General features: G+C 43.2%; 15 protein-coding genes, 1 rRNA gene and 3 pseudogenes. 1 reads left to right on the top strand and 18 read right to left on the bottom strand.

Annotated features, from left to right (window positions below):
- Positions 1–343 precede the first annotated feature (343 nt).
- Entirely contained in the window at positions 344–1,162 is an 819-nt protein-coding gene (gene lptB / locus HMPREF1254_RS08895; RefSeq protein WP_023058364.1) for an LPS export ABC transporter ATP-binding protein, read from the top strand.
- Positions 1,163–1,171: 9 nt separating this feature from the next.
- Here lptB and HMPREF1254_RS08890 read toward each other — a convergent pair whose 3' ends face one another.
- The 18 genes and pseudogenes from HMPREF1254_RS08890 to rrf form a co-directional block, all read right to left on the bottom strand.
- Positions 1,172–1,558, bottom strand: a complete 387-nt coding sequence (locus HMPREF1254_RS08890) for a DUF4878 domain-containing protein (protein ID WP_023058366.1) — start codon at positions 1,556–1,558, stop codon at positions 1,172–1,174.
- Positions 1,559–1,824: 266 nt separating this feature from the next.
- Positions 1,825–3,138, bottom strand: a complete 1,314-nt coding sequence (gene der, locus HMPREF1254_RS08885; protein ID WP_023058341.1) for a ribosome biogenesis GTPase Der — start codon at positions 3,136–3,138, stop codon at positions 1,825–1,827.
- A gap of 214 nt (positions 3,139–3,352) precedes the next feature.
- Complete coding sequence (gene era / locus HMPREF1254_RS08880; protein WP_004349055.1) at positions 3,353–4,234, bottom strand: GTPase Era; 882 nt, start codon at positions 4,232–4,234, stop codon at positions 3,353–3,355.
- A gap of 83 nt (positions 4,235–4,317) precedes the next feature.
- Positions 4,318–5,337, bottom strand: coding sequence for a beta-ketoacyl-ACP synthase III (locus tag HMPREF1254_RS08875; protein ID WP_023058325.1), 1,020 nt, complete (start codon positions 5,335–5,337; stop codon positions 4,318–4,320).
- A complete protein-coding gene (gene rpmF / locus HMPREF1254_RS11810) occupies positions 5,337–5,522 on the bottom strand; it encodes a 50S ribosomal protein L32 (RefSeq protein WP_036880240.1) in 186 nt (61 codons plus the stop codon). Before rpmF ends, HMPREF1254_RS08875 begins: the two co-directional genes overlap by 1 nt.
- 6 nt (positions 5,523–5,528) lie before the next feature.
- Complete coding sequence (locus HMPREF1254_RS08870) at positions 5,529–6,062, bottom strand: YceD family protein (protein ID WP_023058331.1); 534 nt, start codon at positions 6,060–6,062, stop codon at positions 5,529–5,531.
- A 313-nt stretch (positions 6,063–6,375) separates the two neighbouring features.
- Positions 6,376–7,074 carry a hypothetical protein gene (locus HMPREF1254_RS08865; RefSeq protein ID WP_023058358.1) on the bottom strand — a complete coding sequence of 233 codons (699 nt, stop codon included), beginning with the start codon at positions 7,072–7,074 and terminating at the stop codon, positions 6,376–6,378.
- Positions 7,055–9,088: pseudogene (locus HMPREF1254_RS08860) on the bottom strand (RHS repeat domain-containing protein); the annotation flags it as partial. The pseudogene HMPREF1254_RS08860 and the gene HMPREF1254_RS08865, both read right to left, overlap by 20 nt.
- 325 nt (positions 9,089–9,413) lie before the next feature.
- Complete coding sequence (locus tag HMPREF1254_RS08855) at positions 9,414–9,851, bottom strand: hypothetical protein (protein WP_036879637.1); 438 nt, start codon at positions 9,849–9,851, stop codon at positions 9,414–9,416.
- A gap of 4 nt (positions 9,852–9,855) precedes the next feature.
- A complete protein-coding gene (locus HMPREF1254_RS08850) occupies positions 9,856–12,120 on the bottom strand; it encodes an RHS repeat-associated core domain-containing protein (RefSeq protein ID WP_023058323.1) in 2,265 nt (754 codons plus the stop codon).
- 45 nt (positions 12,121–12,165) lie between these two features.
- A complete protein-coding gene (locus HMPREF1254_RS08845) occupies positions 12,166–12,750 on the bottom strand; it encodes an SMI1/KNR4 family protein (protein ID WP_023058340.1) in 585 nt (194 codons plus the stop codon).
- Positions 12,751–12,812: 62 nt separating this feature from the next.
- Complete coding sequence (locus tag HMPREF1254_RS12200; protein ID WP_023058329.1) at positions 12,813–12,953, bottom strand: hypothetical protein; 141 nt, start codon at positions 12,951–12,953, stop codon at positions 12,813–12,815.
- A 20-nt stretch (positions 12,954–12,973) separates the two neighbouring features.
- Positions 12,974–14,764 (bottom strand): RHS repeat-associated core domain-containing protein, encoded by a 1,791-nt coding sequence (locus HMPREF1254_RS08840; protein ID WP_196806305.1) that lies wholly within the window; start codon positions 14,762–14,764, stop codon positions 12,974–12,976.
- A gap of 61 nt (positions 14,765–14,825) precedes the next feature.
- Positions 14,826–15,260: pseudogene (locus HMPREF1254_RS08835) on the bottom strand (HU family DNA-binding protein).
- A 469-nt stretch (positions 15,261–15,729) separates the two neighbouring features.
- The gene (locus HMPREF1254_RS08830) at positions 15,730–16,140 is read right to left on the bottom strand and encodes an energy transducer TonB (RefSeq protein ID WP_025073133.1); all 411 of its coding nucleotides are present in this window, start codon (positions 16,138–16,140) and stop codon (positions 15,730–15,732) included.
- Positions 16,137–17,687 (bottom strand): annotated as a pseudogene (locus tag HMPREF1254_RS12365) (RHS repeat domain-containing protein); the annotation flags it as partial. The pseudogene HMPREF1254_RS12365 and the gene HMPREF1254_RS08830, both read right to left, overlap by 4 nt.
- Before the next feature lie 797 nt (positions 17,688–18,484).
- Complete coding sequence (locus HMPREF1254_RS08815) at positions 18,485–19,657, bottom strand: sensor histidine kinase (RefSeq protein WP_023058363.1); 1,173 nt, start codon at positions 19,655–19,657, stop codon at positions 18,485–18,487.
- Positions 19,658–19,822: 165 nt separating this feature from the next.
- Positions 19,823–19,935: ribosomal RNA gene (gene rrf, locus HMPREF1254_RS08810) — 5S ribosomal RNA — on the bottom strand.
- Between the last annotated feature and the right edge of the window lie 57 nt (positions 19,936–19,992).

Raw genomic sequence — 19,992 nt, 5'->3', positions numbered from 1 at the left:
GCATCAAATACGAAAACACCAACAATGCCGAACTGCAAAAGGGCATCGAATTACTCAACAAAGAGAATTCAAGCTCCAAGTTCAAAGGTGACATTGGCGGAACTCGCGTTTGGTGGGACAAGCAAGGCGCTGCCAACTTCTAAGCCTTACGCTTGACATCATAACCTACAAGGGGTATTCACTGGTCTGACAGACAGCGAATACCCCTTGCTGTTTGCTGACCCTTTTTCAAAAACAAGCAACAAACCAACAGGAACTCCCTTTCTATTCTGATAAATTTTTCTATCTTTGCAAAAGATAGGCTGCGCCTAACAAAGTGAGTAAAAATCAAGATACAGCATTCATGAACGAGCAAAGAGAAACGGAAGTGCCACAACAGGAAAGCGAAAGCTTGGTACTGCGTACCGAAGGACTGGTAAAACGATATGGCAAGCGTACGGTTGCCAACAAGGTGAGCTACAATGTGCGACAAGGAGAGATTGTTGGTCTGCTGGGACCCAATGGTGCGGGAAAGACCACTTCGTTCTACATGACCACAGGACTGGTGATTCCCAACGAAGGACATGTGTATCTCAACGAGGAAGAGATTACCGAATATCCCGTCTACAAGCGCGCAAAGGCCGGCATTGGATACCTGCCACAGGAGGCCAGCGTGTTCAGGAAGATGAGCGTGGAGGACAACATCCTGTCGGTTCTGGAGATGACCAAGCTATCCCGTCAGGAGCAGTTAGACAAGTTGGAGAGCCTAATTAACGAGTTCAGACTGAACAAAGTGCGCAAGAACAAGGGCGACCAACTGTCGGGAGGTGAGCGCCGACGCACGGAGATTGCCCGCTGCCTGGCCATCGACCCCAAGTTCATCATGCTCGATGAGCCGTTTGCCGGCGTCGACCCCATTGCCGTGGAGGACATCCAGCACATTGTATGGCGACTGAAATACCGTAACATCGGCATCCTCATCACCGACCACAACGTACAAGAAACGCTGACCATCACCGACCGCGCCTATCTGTTGTTCGAGGGAAAAATCCTGTTCCACGGCACACCGGAAGAACTTGCCGACAATAAAATTGTACGAGAAAAATACTTAGGAAGCAACTTCATCCTCCGCAAAAAAGATTTCCAACTCATTGACGAAGAACGAAGGGCAAGAGAAGAGTGAGGTTGTTGTTTATCTAAGGTACCACACGCCACCACTTTCAACCATCGGAACCACAATTTCTTCACTGGTGCTATCACCGAAACTAAGCACTAAGAACACGTTGGCAGCATGTTTCTGCATGTCGGTCTTGGTATCTACGATACGAATGTCCTTGATGCCTCGATGCTCTTCGTTTTGCTGGTTCATATACATCTTAGTATTGGTGATGAGTTGTTCCCGATAGGTGTCAGGAATGCTATCGGGACGATAGTGCCCGTCCACGAACGAGGCAATATTGCCTTGAATCAAATAGTCGTAATATTCCTTGGCTGCGCGTGCGGCTACCTCGCCTTCATCAAGAGAAGATGTACAGGCGACAATCACCATGGCGACAAACAGATAGAGAAGTTTTTTCATTTTACAGCTATTTTTTACAAGTAGTTAGTGGGAGATAATCATCTAACAGGGAGTTAACGGGAGGTAACAGGAGTTATGGGGGAGTTAGCGGACATTAGATATTTTATTCAGAGGAGTTAGCAGGAGGTAACTGGAGTTACGGGGGAGTTAGCAGTCATTTGTCCATTAAATCCAATTAACATCCTCATTAACCCCCACTAAAAAAACATTCGTCCATTAACTCCATTTAACTCCCTATTTACTCCCAATAACTCCCTATAACAAAATTACTTCTGCCGGATAAACACGTTGATGGGACAGCCCGTCAACGTCCAGTTCTCGCGAATCTTGTTCTCCAGGAACCGACGATAGTTCTCCTTGACATACTGAGGCAGATTGGCATAAAACACAAACGAAGGAATCTGCGTGTTAGGCAACTGCGTGCAATATTTTATCTTGATGTACTTTCCCTTGATGGATGGCGGCGGTGTTTCCTCGATGATGGGAAGCATCACCTCGTTAAGCTTGGATGTTCCGATGCGCAGCTTACGGTTGAGGTACACCTGCTTGGCCGTTTCCAGCACCTTAAAGATGCGCTGTTTGGTGAGGGCAGAAGCGAAGATGATGGGGAAGTCGGTGAATGGCGCCATACGCTCACGGATGGCGTTCTCGAAGGTCTTGATAACCTTGTGATCCTTATCTTCCACCAAGTCCCACTTATTGACCACCACCACCAACGACTTGTTATTTTTCTGAATGAGCTGGAAGATGTTCATGTCCTGGGACTCAATGCCTCGTGTGGCATCAATCATGAGGATGCACACGTCACTATTCTCAATGCTGCGGATACTGCGCATCACCGAATAGAACTCAAGATCTTCCGAAACCTTGTTCTTTCTACGGATGCCGGCTGTGTCAACCAGGTAGAAATCAAATCCAAACTTGTCAAACCGCGTGTAGATGCTGTCCCGCGTGGTGCCGGCTATTTCGGTCACGATGTGACGATCCTCACCAATGAAGGCATTGATAAGACTGCTCTTGCCAGCATTGGGTCGACCCACGACAGCAAAGCGGGGGATGTCTTCTTCCAGCGCTTCCTTCTCATCAGCCGGGAGCTTTTCCAGCACCAAATCCAGCAAATCACCCGTACCGCCACCTGTGGCTGCACTGATGCACTGTGGCTCGCCCAGGCCCAACCGATAAAACTCGGCCGCCGTATAATATTCGGCACTGTTGTCTACCTTATTACCCACCAGGATGACGGGCAGCTTTGTTCGACGTAAAATCTGCGCCACGTCGGCATCCCAGTCGGTCAATCCGTTTTGCACATCCACCATGAAGAGCACCAGGTCGGCCTCTTCGGTAGCCACGATAACCTGCCTGCGAATGGCGTCTTCAAAAACATCATCCGAGTTGACCACCCAGCCTCCGGTATCCACCACGGAGAACTCACGTCCGTTCCAACTACATTTTCCATACTGACGGTCGCGGGTGGTACCGGCAGTATCACTTACAATCGCCTTGCGCGACTGTGTTAAACGGTTAAATAATGTGGACTTACCTACATTGGGACGTCCAACGATTGCTACTAATTTTGCCATATTGAAAAAAAAGCCTCTCCTAACCCCTCCGAAGGAGGGGAGTGTGTCATAGTGAGTTATATTAAAGCCTCCCCCGACCCCTCCGAAGGAGGGGAGTGTGCCAAAGAGAGTTATATTAAAGCCTCCCCCAACCCCTCCGAAGGAGGGGAGCATGTCACATCGTTCTCCTCAATAGTCCGCTCCCCTCCTTCGGAGGGGCTGGGGGAGGCTCCCCTCACTCCGGATTATACCCGAAACTACTAAGTTCTTTCTGCGAGCTGCGCCAGTCTTTATCTACTTTGACAAAGGTTTCGAGGTACACCTTCTTGTCAAAAAACTTCTCCAAGGTCTTGCGAGCCTCGGTGCTAACCTTCTTTAGCGCCACGCCCTGATGCCCGATGATGATGCCTTTCTGCGATTCGCGCTCCACATAGATCACTGCGTTGATGTGAATTTGCTTGGCCGACTCCTTGAATTGCTCTACCCTCACCTCCACCGAATAAGGTATCTCCTTGTCGTAATACAGCAAAATCTTTTCGCGGATAATCTCACTGACAAAGAATTTGGCAGGCTTATCAGTCAGTTGGTCCTTGTCGAAATAAGGAGGACTGTCGGGTAGGAGTTCCTGAATGCGTTTGAGCAGCATGTCCACACCAAACTTATTAGCAGCTGAAATGGGAAGAATCTCGGCATTGGGCAGCAGCGCATGCCACTTCTCCACCAGTTGGCCAACGGTCTTTTGGTTGCTCGCGTCAATCTTGTTGATGACCAAGATAACCGGAATGGTCATCGTCCTCACCTTTTCAAGAAAGTCGGCATTCTTCTCCGGATCCTCCACCACATCGGTTACATACAACAGGATATCAGCGTCGGCCAGAGCCGATTCAGAGAAAGCCAACATGTATTCCTGCATCTTGTAATTGGGTTTCAACACGCCCGGAGTGTCTGAGAACACAATCTGCATGTCGTCGGTATTCACGATTCCCATGATGCGATGCCGGGTGGTCTGGGCCTTGAACGTCGCAATGGAGATACGCTCGCCCACCAACTGGTTCATCAGCGTCGACTTGCCCACGTTTGGGTTGCCCACAATGTTTACAAAACCTGCCTTGTGCATAAGCTGCTACTTGTTTGAGAAGAAAAAAGCGCATTCTTTACGTGGAAAGGATGCGCTTTCTTATTCTGGAATTTCACAATTCGTTATTTCCTCGTCACGGCGTCAGCGCCATCGTAAGCCCACTTGCAGAAAGAAGCTCCGTGTACGAATCCGGCCCCGAAAGCTGTGAAGATGACGTTGTCACCCTTCTTCAATTTGCTTTCATAGTCCCAAAGAGCCAACGGAATGGTTGCGGCACTGGTATTGCCATAGTGCTGAATGTTGATAGCCACCTTGTCCATCGGAAGCTCAGCGCGCTTGGTCACGGCCTCGATGATGCGCAAGTTAGCCTCGTGAGGTATCACCCAATCCACATCAGCTGCCGAAAGGTTATTACGCTTCATAATCTCCACCACGTCATTACTCATGTCGGTCACCGCATAGCGGAACACCGAACGCCCCTCCTGATAGAGGTAGTGCAGATGATGATCCACCGTGAAGTGTGAGGCTGGACAAACGCTGCCACCGGCCTTCATGTGTAAGAACGGCAGTCCTATGCCGTCGGTACGGAAGAACATATCCTGCATACCCAGCTCTCCGTCCTCGGATGCTTCCACCAAAACGGCACCTGCACCGTCGCCGAAGAGCACGCATGTCTGTCGGTCTTGATAATCAACGAGCGATGACATCTTGTCCGCTCCGATGACAATCACCTTCTTGCAACGCCCACTCTCCACGAAGCTGCATGCCGTGCTCAATGCATACATGAAACCGCAGCAGGCTGCTTCCAAATCATAGGCGAAAGCGTTTTTCAACCCCAACTTACCTAACACGATGGATGCCGTGGAGGGGAATTTGTAGTCGGGCGTTGTCGTTGCAACGATGAGCGCGTCTATCGTATCGAGATCTACCCCGGTTTTCTGAATCAACTGCTTGGCAGCCTTACGTGCCAAGTAACTGGTTCCGAGGCCTTCTTCCTTCAGGATGCGGCGTTCTTTGATACCAACACGAGTAGTAATCCATTCGTCGCTGGTGTCAACCATTCGTGAGAGTTCCTCATTATCGAGAACATAGTCAGGAACGTATCCCCCAACGCCGGTTATAATCGCGTTGATTCTTTCCATTATTCAGCTACTTCCTTTTCAATCGCAACCTTACCTCTGTAATATCCACAAGTAGGACAAACAGTGTGGTAAACATAGTATGCGCCACAGTTAGGGCAAAGTGCCAGCGTGGGAGCTACGGCCTTATCATGGGTTCTTCTTTTCAGTGTACGAGTCTTCGACTGTCTTCTTTTAGGATGTGCCATTTTCTTTTAATCTTTAATTATTGTTTTTAATTTTTCTAATCCAGCCCAGCACGAATTCACAGGTTCTTCACCGTCCTCCAAACTACTTCGGGTAGCCGAAAGCTCTTGCAGCTTTTTCGTCATCACAGCATTGCATTTTCCAGGTGCATGCACATGCTTGATGGGGACGCTTAGGTCTATAAATTCATAGATGAACCACGAGATGTCGAGCACGCCTTCGCGCTCTGGCACTACGATTAGGTCATCATCGTCTGAGTATTCTTCGCCAAATTTCGCCATGAGCGTGTTTACCGTATCGATGGGTTGTTGCATTTCATCAAGGCACAAGTCACAGGTCACGATGACGAACCCTTGGATATGGAAAGACAGCTCAAAACTGCCGGCCATCCTGCGTATGGACAGTGCGACAGAAAGATTGCCTTTTTGAATATCAGGAGCCTCAATGGCTTCAAAATACGCATCGTCAAGCTCAAACGCATAGGTCACAACCTGATCGGTCAAAGCTTTCAAGTCAATCTTAAATGGCTCTAAATCACGCATAATTATACTTTGGAGTGCAAAGTTACGAATATTTTCCGACATGCTCATCACTTAGGAGTAAAAAAGTTGTTTTTAACACTAAATGGTTGTTTCGTAGAGTCAACCAGCAAGTACAAAATTAGTCAATCATTTTATAAAACTCTTGTTTAGTGTTGAAAACTTGAGTTTTTTACTTCCAATCTGGACGTAATGTGCCGAAGCGTTCTCGTATATTCATTTGTCTTTGTTTTGGACTACAAATATAGCAAAAGACAGAGAATCTTTCCCTGCCTTTACGTCTAATCTTTTAAAAATCACATTGATAATCAGATGATTATTTTAATAACTCCCGATTTGAAGTGTTACCAGTTTTTATAGGATTTATTATCATTCCACTCTTGTAAAAAGCATAAACGATTTTGTTTATACTATCACAATTAACATCCCACGATTGCTTTGTTTCCTCTTCAATATCCTTTATATCTATTTTATTTTGTTTATTACTATTATAAAACATAATAAATGGAATCTTGTAATAAAAGAAATCTTTTTGATTAGAATAAAATATAAAAGAAATACGATTTATAAGTTGTTTAGATGAAATCGTCTGCTGTATTCCCATTCTTTTAAGGTCAGTATCATATAATAATATTTTTATGGTTGTATGGTTTCCTGGAGCCAATATAGCATCATTCTTTCCATACATGAGTCGTTGATCAATGCTTTCTTTATATTTTTTATTACCTTCCTTTAGAACTATTTTTGAATGAAACGAATTATAACCATTTACTATACTAATAGGAAGAAATAAAGTATCTTTTGTATTATTTTTTACACCAAATTCCATTTGTATCCATCGAGTATAATTAGGAAGTTGACAATTACCCCCACTTTCTTTTTGGGGGTAATTGTCTATTACTCTATATAAATATGCTTCTAATATAGGATGAGAGGAATGAAGATTACAAGAAATTACGACCAAACTAAAGAAGTAACAAAATATTACATTATAACTAAGGTTTTTTATATTCATCGTTATTCTTTTCTAAGTTATCATACAAACTCTTAAACTGAGGAGAAGTTGTTTGCCATGAAGGACTCTGACGTTGTGCTTTAAGAATCCTATAATGCTGACTGCTACCCAAACCTTTTACTCCATGCCATGTAAATTCATGTATTCCTAATAAATTTACTATGTTAGATTCTGTAGAGACATAGTTTTTCTCTTCATAACCAACTGGATATACATTTACACATACTTCTATTTTTCCTCCTATTTTCTTTGTAACAGCAGGAGCAACTCCTCTCTCACGTCTTGGGTCATATGACAAAAAATTGCCACTAACATTATAATCTTCTGCATATGTTTCTATTCTTCTACTATCATTATCATATTTATCATACAATTTGTTTACAGAAACCTGACCATTATACAATTTTCTTGTATCAAAACCTTTTCGTTTTAGAACATTAGTAAATATTTTAGAATATGCTTTTGCAGAAAGATCTGACTTTTCTAACGTTCTTCTATTTTTCAGGCTAAAAACCTTTGTACCATCCTTTAATTTCTTAATAAAACTATAGCCTGATACAACATAAATAATATCAGTTTTTCTTTTATTTTTGAAAAGGAATTCGCCTGCTTCGTTATAATAAGAATCTTTACCATTTGGATCAATAAACTTAATTGGATTATTAAAAGTATAACAATATGTACTAATATGAGGATACTTTGCCTGCATTGGATCCGTACTCATCCACAAACTCAACTTCGGCTCATAGTATCTTGCACCATAGTAGTACATACCTGTCTCCTCATCAAACTCCTTTGCATTGAAGAGGTAAGGAGTATTCCACATATTGTTGCGTTCTTCTATGAACACCTCACCGAACGGCACATACTCGATGTGCTGTGCCACTTCACCGTCAAGATTGGTGATGTAGCTGGAGCTTCCTAAGTGGTCGGGGTGGTAGTAGAACTGCAACTTTTCGTTAGCACCACTGCCTTCACCTGCCCTTGTTCTGACCATCGCCCTTGTCTGTGCAGCCTCGGGGGTGTTGTCGTCACAGCAGAAACCCTTGCCGTTCACATAGTCGGTATTGTCCTGACCGTTGTAGGGGATCTCAAAGGTACGATAATTATCTTTAATTGCCTGCAACTGCTCGCCATATTTTGTCTTATAGTCCACTTTCACACCATCTGCCTCATTACCTGCGTAAGGAATCTTTCTTGGGTCTGCACCATAGCTTGCCAAGTCGCCCAATTTAGAAACGATTCTTTGACTACCGATGTAGATATGCTTGGTGTACTTGCCGCCCTGTCCTGCAACGAGGTATGGGCTGACATACAGCGAGAAGCGTGCCGTACCCGTGTTACCACCCGAGAACTCGGAGTTGACAAAGATAGCTTCGTTCTCACCTGAGGTCTTCACCGTGCGCTCACCGTCGGCATCATACCAATAGTTGCTCACAAAACCATTCTCATCGGCTGCAAGGAGTCTGTTTTCCTCGTCCCACTTGTATTTCTGCTCACTTGCCCTGTCGTCTTCCTTGCCGTCATGCTTTACACGGGAGGTGTTGATGTAGACAAGGTTTCCGTTGGCATCATAGGTGTACTTGTGTCCGTTGTTGATGTTCGTGCTGTCTGTCGGGGTCTCTTCCGTGCGGTAATTGATGTCACGGACACTGGCCAGTTGGAACTTCTTGCCCTCATCACTATTGTATGTGTAGGTGAGGTCATAGCCTGCGTTGAGCGTGCCGTTGAACTGTACGTTACTTTGCGTGAGGTGCTGCTTCTTGCTCGTAATGCGGTGCATGTTGTCATAGCCCATGGCAAGGGTGTAAGATGCCGTCTTATTGTCCGTTCCCCTATAAGTACCCGTTGCACTTGACAAACGGTACAGTGGGTCATAAGTATAACTGTGGCTCATCTGTCCACCTGCCTTACCACTCTGCGGGAGTGGAGCATTGCTCTTTACGCTGAGTACGTTGCTCACAGCATCATAGCTGTAGGCATTGTCCATGATGGTGCCTGCCTTGGCATTGAGATAATAATCTATTAGATAGACCATATAACTATCTGTTAAACAACAACTTAATGACCCATTGAGTTTGCTCGCTTATTTGCATGGGTTGTTGACCATGTTTGTATGGGTTGTTGAATACGTTTGCATGGGTTATCAATCACCAAACAAGAGGGGGCAAGCATGATGCGATATGCCACCATTTTGTTTATGGTTATCAATCATTTAACGTCATTCTTCCCGATTTCTGCAATGCGGCCATAGAAACTCAACTCCCAATCTGGAGCATAAAGTTCCGAAGTGTTCTCGTAATAATCAGATTACCCCGTTAAATTCGTAAGTGTGTGCGCTAAATGTGGCTTTTTTCATCTTTAACAAAAATTAGGTTTCGTATCCCATTATTTAATAATAAAGTATCTTTTGAAATTTTCTTTATATCATATTTGAGGTATAAAGAGTGATTTTCATTTGGGATTACATAATAAATAGAAATTGTCATATTATGCAACTCGAACTTTTTAGAGAACATTGCATCCTGCTGAGATGATATCATCAACTTTCCTTCTTTATCATATGTCCTAAATTGATTCTCTCTTTTATTAAACTCTATGGAAAATGGATATTCCGTAGATTTCCAATATTTAATACTATCATCTGTCAGCAATCCTATAATTCTTGCATGAAAGGATTGCTTGTCTTGTAGATTCCTAATTGCTATTCCAGAACTACAAGATGTAAAATAAAAGAATATTATTCCAAATATTGAATTAAATAACTTCCCCTTCATATCATTATTGAGGTTTAATAATAACTTCTTGTATTGATAAATTGAAATTTATTTCATGAGTCTTTTTTTCATAGGAGAAAGAGGCTGATCCCATGAAAGCATTATTTAATCTATTTATATAACCATTAATTTGATTCTCAGATAGATTATGAAGTGCCAGTTGCAAACTATTTTTAGCATAAGTTGCCTGAGAATTTAAATAACTATCGGAAACTTTATTCCAGGCCTCATGCTTTGTTTGTTGTAAAATAGCTTCAACTTCTCCTACTGTTCCACCATGTGTACGAGAATCAGACCTGTGTAGGCTTTCGTGATACGTTATACTCCAAAAGTCATATTTATTATCTAATGTTGGGTTAATTTTTCCATTATCCAACTGAACATAATATTTAGATGTACCAGCAACATTAGCTAAAACAGCTCCTTTAGGCTCTTCTGGTTTTGTTTCTGCTATTCTAATATCAAACTGTTTCTTATCACTTTTTGATAAATAATACGCGGTAACATTCTTAAGCATTTTTCTATTTGAATCATTTCCTTTGCTATAATCAAATGATGATAACATAGCTTGTTGTTGCTGTCTATTTTCAATAATAACATTGGAACCTTTGCCTGTATCCTTAATAAAATGTCCCTCTTCATCAAAAATATCATCCATTCCTGTAGGATCTATATATTTTAAAGGATTACCATGACAATACAAATAAGTACTAATATTTGGATATTTTTCCTGCATCGGATCCGTACTCATCCACAGACTCAACCTTGGCTCATAATACCTTGCACCATAGTAGTACAATCCCGTCTCCTCATCAAACTCCTTGGCATTGAAAAGATAAGGTGTGTTCCATGTGTTGTTGCGCTCTTCGATGAACACCTCACCAAATGGTACATACTCAATGTGCTGCGATACCTCACCGTCGAGATTGGTGATGTAACTACTGCTACCCAAATGGTCAGGATGGTAGTAGAACTGCATCTTTTCATAATTGTCCTTGTCATGGAAATTATTATCTACAGCAGCACGTGTGCTGGCATTCATAGTCCTTGCCTGTGCTGCCTCCGGCGTGTCGTCATCACTACTAAAGCCTTTGCCATTGACATAATCGGTATTGTCTACACCGTTGTATGGCAAATCGAACGTCTTGTAATTGTCTTTGATGGATTGCAACTGCTGATAGTACTTGTCCTTGTAGTTGATGGTCAAGCCATCAGCCTCATTGCCTGCGTATGGTATTCGTCTTGGGTCTGCACCATAAGAAGCCAAGTCACCTAACTTGCTGACGATTCTTTGTGAGCCGATGTAGATATGCTTGGTGTACTTACCACCTTGCCCTGCCACCAAGTATGGGCTGACATAGAGCGAGAAACGTGCCGTACCCGTGTTACCACCCGAGAACTCGGAGTTGACAAAGATAGCTTCGTTTTCGCCACTCGTCTTTGCTGTACGCTCACCATCGGCATCGTACCAATAGTTGCTTACAAAGCCGTTCTCATCGGCTGCAAGGAGTCGGTTTTCCTCATCCCACTTGTACTTCTGCTCGGTTGCCTTGTCGTCTTCCTTGCCATCATGCTTTACACGAGAGGTGTTGATATAGACAAGATTTCCGTTGGCATCATAGGTGTACTTGTGTCCGTTGTTGATGTTCGTGCTGTCCGTCGGGGTCTCTTCCGTGCGGTAATTGATGTCACGAACACTGGCCAGTTGGAATTTCTTGCCCTCATCACTATTGTATGTATAGGTGAGGTCATAGCCTGCATTGAGGGTACCGTTGAACTGCACGTTACTTTGCGTGAGGTGCTGCTTCTTGCTCGTGATGCGGTGCATGTTGTCATAGCCCATAGCAAGTGTGTAAGATGCCGTCTTATTGTCCGTTCCCTTATAAGTACCCGTTGCACTTGACAAACGGTACAGTGGGTCATAAGTGTAGCTGTGGCTCATCTGTCCGCCTGCCTTGCCCTTTTCCGGAATTGCCGCCTTATTGACAACAGAAAGTACGTTGCTCACCACGTCATAACCGTAGGCATTGTCCATGATGGTCTTGCCACCTGCATTGACTGCAAGGTTCTGTAGTCTGCGGCGCTGTGGGTCGTAACTGTAGAACGTTTCCGCTCCGTTACAGTATTTGAGATAAGTGCGCTGCTCAAACTTGTCGTAGCCAATCTTGTTCACATAGTCGTAGCCGTAGGACTTGTAGCCACGCACGTGGGTGAGCTGCCCGCCGAGGTTGTAGGAATATGTAACTCGCCAAAGATTGCCGTTTCCCATACTGTTGTTCTTCTGTTAGTTGTTCATCGCAACATCAAGTGCTCATTAAATAGGTGTGGTGGCTTGCGTGTCATCAATTTGAATACCAGAAGAATCGAAAATATTATAAAGCCGTTTCAGTTCACTGATTAACATAGATGAAAGAGAGTCCCATATAAATAAACTTGTTGAATCATCGCGATTACAAAAGTGTACCTTCTCATCAGTGGTCATATATAATAGAGAACCATCCCAATCATAACTGCCGATAAACAACATTTCTTCTGTTGAATTTCTAGGCTTATCATACTTATTAAAACTAATTAAACTATATGGTTGCCATGAGAAATCAACAGTTCTCACATAGTTAGAACGATATCCAAATAGACATAAGGTATCCCCAAGTATATTGAGTCCATTTGAGAAGTTGGTCAAGAAATCAACATATGAAGTTGGAATCTTTTTGCTAATACCATCTTCCATTTTTATTATTTCGTTTTTGTCTATTGGTGAATAGAGTCGATTCAGCCACGCACTTTCCGCAATATGCGGTGCTCTGCCAATTAGCAAAGCACCAGTTGATTTACTCTCTTCTATTCCTAAGAATGAAAATTTTAGGATTAATTCTTTTATTTCTGAATAGTCTTTCATATTTGAGTAACGTTTGATTCGGTATCCTGTTCAGTTTAATCACTGAACAGGACACCGAATTGTTAATCTTTATTCGGATTTCGGTTTAGTAACTCTCCATGTGTTTCGTTGCGGAAGTTCCCGCCGTGAGCATCAAGATGCTCAGGACGTTTGACAAATTCAATATTATTGGGATTGCCGGCAAATTCAGGATGATCTTTCACATTATTAATGTGATGACCTTCTATCCCTTAACCTTACCGGTTTTCAATAATTCAGCCTTTTCCGCTTTTGTCCAATTTCTGGTGCCACTTCCTGTCTTTTTGACTAATTGCTGTTCTGCTTTCCAAGCATCTCTAACAGCTTGCTTTCTCAAGGTGGAGAGGCTCTTAGATGCCTTGGTAGAATTAATAGCGGTTTTAATTATCTTGACATCTTTGCTTATCTTGCCAACTTTCGCTATATCACCAACATAAGGCACAAGACCAGCAGCGCTTATTAAGGCTCCACCCCAATCCCCATTTTTTGCTTGTAATGAAGCATTTAGGCCATCTGCAACACCACTCGGATCTACGATTCCTACCAAATCTAAGGTGGCACTTAACAAAGCTTCTCCTTGGAGCACATAATTACCACCCCAATTTATTCCTAAAGCCGATGCATTGACTCTAATGTCAATGAGATCTGTGGTAAGAGTAACACTTGAGCTTTCTTTTCCAGCAATTACTATATCATTACCATCAGGGTCAATAAATTTTACAGGATTAGAAGCGACATAGCAATAACTTGTGATATTGGGATACTTCTCTTCAATAGGATCCGTAGATAACCAAAAACTGAAACGAGGATTATAGTATCGAGAACCATAATAGTACAGACCTGTCTCCTCATCAAACTCTTTTGCGTTGAAGAGATAAGGCGTGTTCCATACGTTGTTGCGTTCCTCTATGAAGACTTCGCCGAAAGGAACATACTCTATATGCTGCACCACCTCACCGTCAAGGTTGGTGATGTAGCTACTGCTACCCAAATGGTCAGGATGATAGTAGAACTGCATCTTCTCGTACTCTTCATTTGTTTTGAAGTTACCGTTTGCAGCCCTTGTGCGTGCCATTGCCCTTGCCTGTGCAGCCTCTGGTGTGTCGTCATTACTGCTAAAGCCTTTGCCATTGAGATAGTCGGTATTGTCCTGACCGTTGTATGGCAAGTCGAATGTCTTGTAGTTGTCCTTGATGGATTGGAGCTGCCGGTTGTACTTGGCCTTGTAGTCTACCGTCAAGCCGTCAGCCTCATTGCCTGCGTATGGTATTCGTCTTGGGTCTGCGCCATAACTTGCGAGGTCACCGAGTTTGCTGACGATTCTTTGTGAGCCGATGTAAATGTGCTTGGTGTACTTACCACCTTGCCCTGCAACGAGGTATGGACTGACATAAAGGCTGAAGCGTGCCGTACCGGTGTTGCCACCAGAGAGCTCGGAGTTCACATAGATGGCTTCGTTTTCGCCTGAGGTCTTCACTGTACGCTCGCCATCGGCATCGTACCAATAGTTGCTTACAAAGCCGTTCTCATCGGCTGCAAGGAGTCGGTTTTCCTCATCCCACTTGTACTTCTGCTCGGTTGCCTTTTCATCTTCCTTGCCATCATGCTTTACACGAGAGGTATTGATATAGACAAGGTTTCCGTTGAGGTCATACTCGTACTTGTGTCCGTTGTTGATGTTCGTGCTGTCTGTCGGCGCTTCTTCCGTGCGGTAGTTGATGTCACGGACACTGGCCAGTTGGAACTTCTTGCCCTCATCATTATTATATGTGTAGGTGAGGTCATAGCCTGCATTGAGAGTGCCGTTGAACTGTACGTTACTTTGCGTGAGGTGCTGCTTCTTGCTCGTGATGCGGTGCATGTTGTCGTAGCTCATGGCAAGGGTGTAAGAAGCCGTCTTATTGTCCGTTCCCCTATAAGTACCCGTTGCACTTGACAAACGGTACAGTGTGGCATAAGTCACACCTATTCCCTCCACACACATAGGCTTGTGCATAGAGGCAAAATTAAGTGTATTATGGTTTTGAGCGTACATCAATTAGGCAATAGATGTGCTGTTAAGGATTCAGATCTTCTTCCTCTTTAGGCTTTTCGTTATCGCCTTTCTTCTTTTTGACCACTCGGAGTCCTACAGATTTTGCAGCGTTACGCATGGCTACCTTTGGCGTAAAGACGATTTTCGGCGCCTTCAGGCTGTCGGCGGTAACTTCTGCCTCGCTATCCATCATCTTTGGCGGTACTATGATGCGAAATGAGCCAAGGTCTGCCAAATCCACGCTCTGACCTAATTAGAGGGCATCACGCACGATGGCGCCAAGGCTGATGAGCGCATTGCTCACGTCACCTGCCGAGAGGGAGGACTCACGCACGATACGGCCTACTACCATCTTGTTTGTCAGATGCTGTTGCGAAACAGGCTGGGCGAAGTACACCGTCTGCCCCTTTCGCTTGCCGATAGGCTGCGTCTTTGATTTTACTTCAAATTCTATCATACTCTTAATTGTTTATGGTTATCACTTATGTAACGTCATTCTTTTCTATTTATTGCTCACGGCTTTTAATACCCATGTAAGGGTAATGATGAACACCCTTATATGGGTATTGCCTGTTACCCTTGTATGGGTAAGTTCAAGCAATCTATATATGGACTAACGGTCTGTTTGCCATATTCTTGCTGTTTTAATGTCATACAGTTATCTATCACTATTGTGACTTGTCGTTTGCGTGCCATATTTGTTGTTCTTTTAATTTTGATAACTTCCAATCTGGAGCTTAAAGTACCCAAAAAATATCTTTGCTCATGTGCTTATGCTGTAATGTCGGAAATAATGCGAAAGCAAAGCGTTAATTCCAGCCTTCACACTTTTCATTTTGTCAGATAGCATTGATAATCAGTACCTTATTTTCACAACACCTAATTTGGGGCATTATCTATTTTCTCTTTGATACCATAATGATAAATTATCCAAGACCTCCTTGTAAATCAACAATCGCAAAAACTTTAACCTTATGTTTGGAACGATAACGGATATTATATTTTATTCTTCTTATACATCGAACTATTTCTGTGTCAATATACTTGCTATTAGTTCTTGTTAAAATCTTAATGTCTATACATCTACCTGTTTGGGTCAGAGTAAATTCTATATAGACCTTTCCTCTCCATTCAAGATCATTATTGGGTATATTTGACCAATTAAATTTATTGTTTATTTCCTTTGATATATCTTTCGATACAAATGGTTTTGCTATATATAACGTATCATTTATGTACACAGCAATACTATCAATGCTACACACAGTAGTAGACAGTTGACTGCAGGAGCAACCGCCTACTACTAGTGAGATAAATAAAAGAAGAATACTTCTCATTGATTATAATTCTTTTCTGATTCCATTTCAGATTTAATTATTTGCTTTTCCAAAGTAGGATTACCATCAGGTCGTCCAGTATTTCCTCCATGTCTTGGATCTAATCCGCTAATTCCAAACAGAGTATGACCATATAGTTCATGTCCAAGTGTTTTAACTTGCTCCAAGGTTGTAGTACCTTTACAACTTATGTATATTTCGACATCATTAGACATGGACATTTGTCCTGCGGGAAAAACATTTGTTAACCTTTTGGGACGTAAAGTTGCACCGAGATTTCCTGTTAATTCATATTCGTCTACAATTCCCTGTTGTATTAAAGTTTCACTGTATTTGGCCTTCATAGATTCATCTCCACTAAAACCCTCCATTAGTTCTCGATATAGATTCTGTCTATTCGGAGCTTCAAAAATCTTAGTCTTTTTTTCATTGTTAACCGATAAAAAATCATATTGTTCTACTAATCCATACAATCGAACAGTGTTATCTGGATCAGCGACAATTTTTTGCAATGACTTTAAATTTTCACTGTTAGAAACAGAATGTTTTACACCTTCTGTTAGTATTTTAGAATCTATAAATCCATTTTTATCTCTTACCACATACCCTCGATCTTCAGGTGCTAAGGTATGTAATAAAAGACTCATAGCTTCATTATTAGCAACCCATAATTGTAAGCCATCCAAATCAAAATATTTAATAGGGTTATTTGCTACGAAGCAATAGGAACTTGTCGCCGGATATTTTTCTTCCATCGGATCCGTACTCATCCACAGACTCAATCTCGGCTCATAGTACCTCGCACCATAGTAGTACATACCTGTATCCTCATCGAATTCCTTCGCATTGAAAAGATAAGGCGTATTCCAAATGTTATTGCGCTCCTCAACGAATACTTCTCCGAAAGGAACATACTCGATATGTTGCACCACCTCGCCATCAAGGTTGGTGATGTAACTACTGCTACCCAAATGGTCTGGGTGATAGTAGAACTGCATCTTTTCGTGGTCATCGTTTGGCTTAAAGTTTTCGTCAATGGCTGTGCGTGTCATCGCCCGTGCCAGTGCAGCCTCTGGCGTGTCGTCATCACTACTAAAGCCTTGACCGTTTACATAGTCGTTATTGTCCGTTCCAGTATAAGGGATGTCAAACGTCTTATAGTTGTCCTTGATAGATTGCAGTTGTTGTGCATACTTATCCTTGTAATTGATAGTCAAACCATCAGCCTCATTTCCTGCATACGGTATTCGTCTTGGGTCTGCACCATAGCTTGCCAAGTCGCCCAATTTAGAAACGATTCTTTGACTACCGATGTAGATATGCTTGGTGTACTTACCACCCTGTCCTGCGACCAAGTATGGGCTGACATAGAGCGAGAAGCGTGCCGTACCAGTGTTGCCACCCGAGAACTCGGAGTTTACATAAATCGCTTCGTTCTCGCCACTAGTCTTCACCGTGCGCTCACCATCGGCATCATACCAATAGTTGCTCACAAAACCATTCTCATCGACTGCCAGCAAGCGGTTCTCCTCGTCCCAGATTAGCTTGCGCTCTTCGACTGTACGGTCTTTATGTCCGTCGATCATCATTAGCGATTGTTTCTTTCAATGGAATCTTTTTTAGAAGTATTGGAGTTCTTATCTGTAATCCAAAGATACCTAATAAGAAAAATAAGTGCAATTACAGCTGAAATATTAGAAATCATCTTTTCGATAAAGAATGTTGTAAAACTCACAGATGTCGACATAGAGAGCAAGTCAAAAATTGACACGAACAGTATCATAAATACAGAATATGTTAGAGTCAGGGTTGTAACAACTTTAGTTAGTATAGAAAAATTCTTATATGTCATGCCATTTGTCTTTTAATACGGTCATATCTTGACTGATTCTAAAAGAACCCATCAAGACATAACCATTCGTAGAGTCAACCAACAAGTGCAAAATTAGTCAATCATTTTATAAAACTCTTGTTTGGTGTTGAAAACTTGAGTTTTTCACTTCCAATCTGGACGTAATGTGCCGAAGCGTTCTCGTAAGTTCATTTTTTCTTTTATAGCAAAAGGCAGAGATTTTGTCCCTGCCTCTATGCCTAATCTTTTATTGCACTTCGTTTTTTAATCTGCACACGGCTTCTTCATTTAAATAGGCTTGCTTCTTTTTTATAAATACCATCATTTTTATATTGCGACAATGAGACGGTGAAAACTGTTTCATTTAAAGATACGACCGAAGCAGTGACTTTTGCGCACAAGCTCATCGCGTTTAAGCGGCAAAGGCGTTGGTATTAGCGCGCAAGGTCAATGCTCTTACAACGAAAACATAGAGCGTTGACACAGAGAGGCTTACCGCTTCAGCTCGATACGAAACGTCGTACCCTTCCCCATTTCTGAACTCTTCACCCAAATTCGGCCTCGATGGTACTCTTCTATGATGCGTTTGGCCAGCGAAAGTCCCAGTCCCCAACCACGTTTCTTGGTGGTAAATCCGGGACGAAAAACATTTCTGATATCCTTTTTCCTGATGCCTTTCCCTGTATCAGACACCTCTACAACGACCTTCCCAAAGGCGTCTTGCACACGGATGGTGATGAGGCCTTGCTCTCCACCCATGGCATCAACGGCATTCTTACACAAATTCTCGATAACCCACTCAAAGAGTGCGGGATTCATCCGCACCATGAGCATATCTTCATCCTCTGGCAACTGAATCTGAATCCGGATGCCCTTCGATGTGCGGCGGTTCATGTAGGATGTCACATGACTCATCACCTCTCGCAGACTGTATGGCTGTAATTCTGGCATCGAACCGATTTTTGAGAACCGATCGGCGATTAATTGCAGCCGCTTCACGTCCTGTTCCATTTCGGGAATCAGTGCATCGTCAGGATAATTCTCCTTCAAGATTTCCGTCCAAGCCATCAAACTGGAGATGGGGGTGCCCAACTGGTGCGCAGTTTCTTTCGACAGTCCCACCCAAACCTTATTTTGCTCGGCACGTTTAGAGGTGAGCAAAGCAAAAATCACCACCACGGCGAAGATGAGCACCACGCCCAACTGCACGTAAGGATAAAAGGCCAATCGCTTGAGCATCAGTGAGTCGTCGTAGCAAACGTCAATGTAATCGTCTTTCACACGGTCATTCAAAGAAATACGAATAAAGTGGTTGGCCGCTTTTCGACGATAGCCCAAGGTCTTGAGGTAAGCCGTGCTGTCCTCTCCTGACCGGTTGTCAAGGCTGATGTTGCGATAGGTCTGCACTTCACCCGTTGAGTCCATGACGATGACCGGAATGGTATGGTTCTCGTTGAGCACCTTCAACACCAGGTTCAGATCTGTGTTCTCATCCGCCTGGTTGAGAGTGCGCATAGCTTCGGCCCATACTTCCATCTTGTTGCGCTCTTCGTTCTCAAGGTCCCTGATGAGGTAATGAGAAACCACAAGCGACACCACCGCTATAAGTATAGCGGCCACGACGAGAAGAAGCTTTACCTGCCTAATTCGGTCTGTCCATTGCATAGTGTTACAACGGATGAACCAAGTAAATATTGTATAGTATCATTAGGCCAATTAACCTAATTAGCCATATTAGCCTAATAAGCCCAATTAGCCTAATAAGCCTTATTGGCCTAATATCAAAAAAAAGCCTCCAAGACAATTTAGTCCTGAAGGCTTCTGTTTGAAAAAAGGCGGCTACCTACTCTCCCGCATTGCATTGCAGTACCATCGGCGCAAGCAGGCTTAACTTCTCTGTTCGGAATGGGAAGAGGTGGAACCCTGCCGCCATAACCACCTGATAAGGGGATGACGTATCGATACAAGCGAATCTAAGGTCATGAACAAATCACGACGGG

Origin of the sequence: Prevotella sp. BV3P1, from assembly GCF_000479005.1 — a bacterium.
Classification (GTDB): domain Bacteria; phylum Bacteroidota; class Bacteroidia; order Bacteroidales; family Bacteroidaceae; genus Prevotella.
This window is presented reverse-complemented; position numbering and strand designations above follow the sequence as displayed.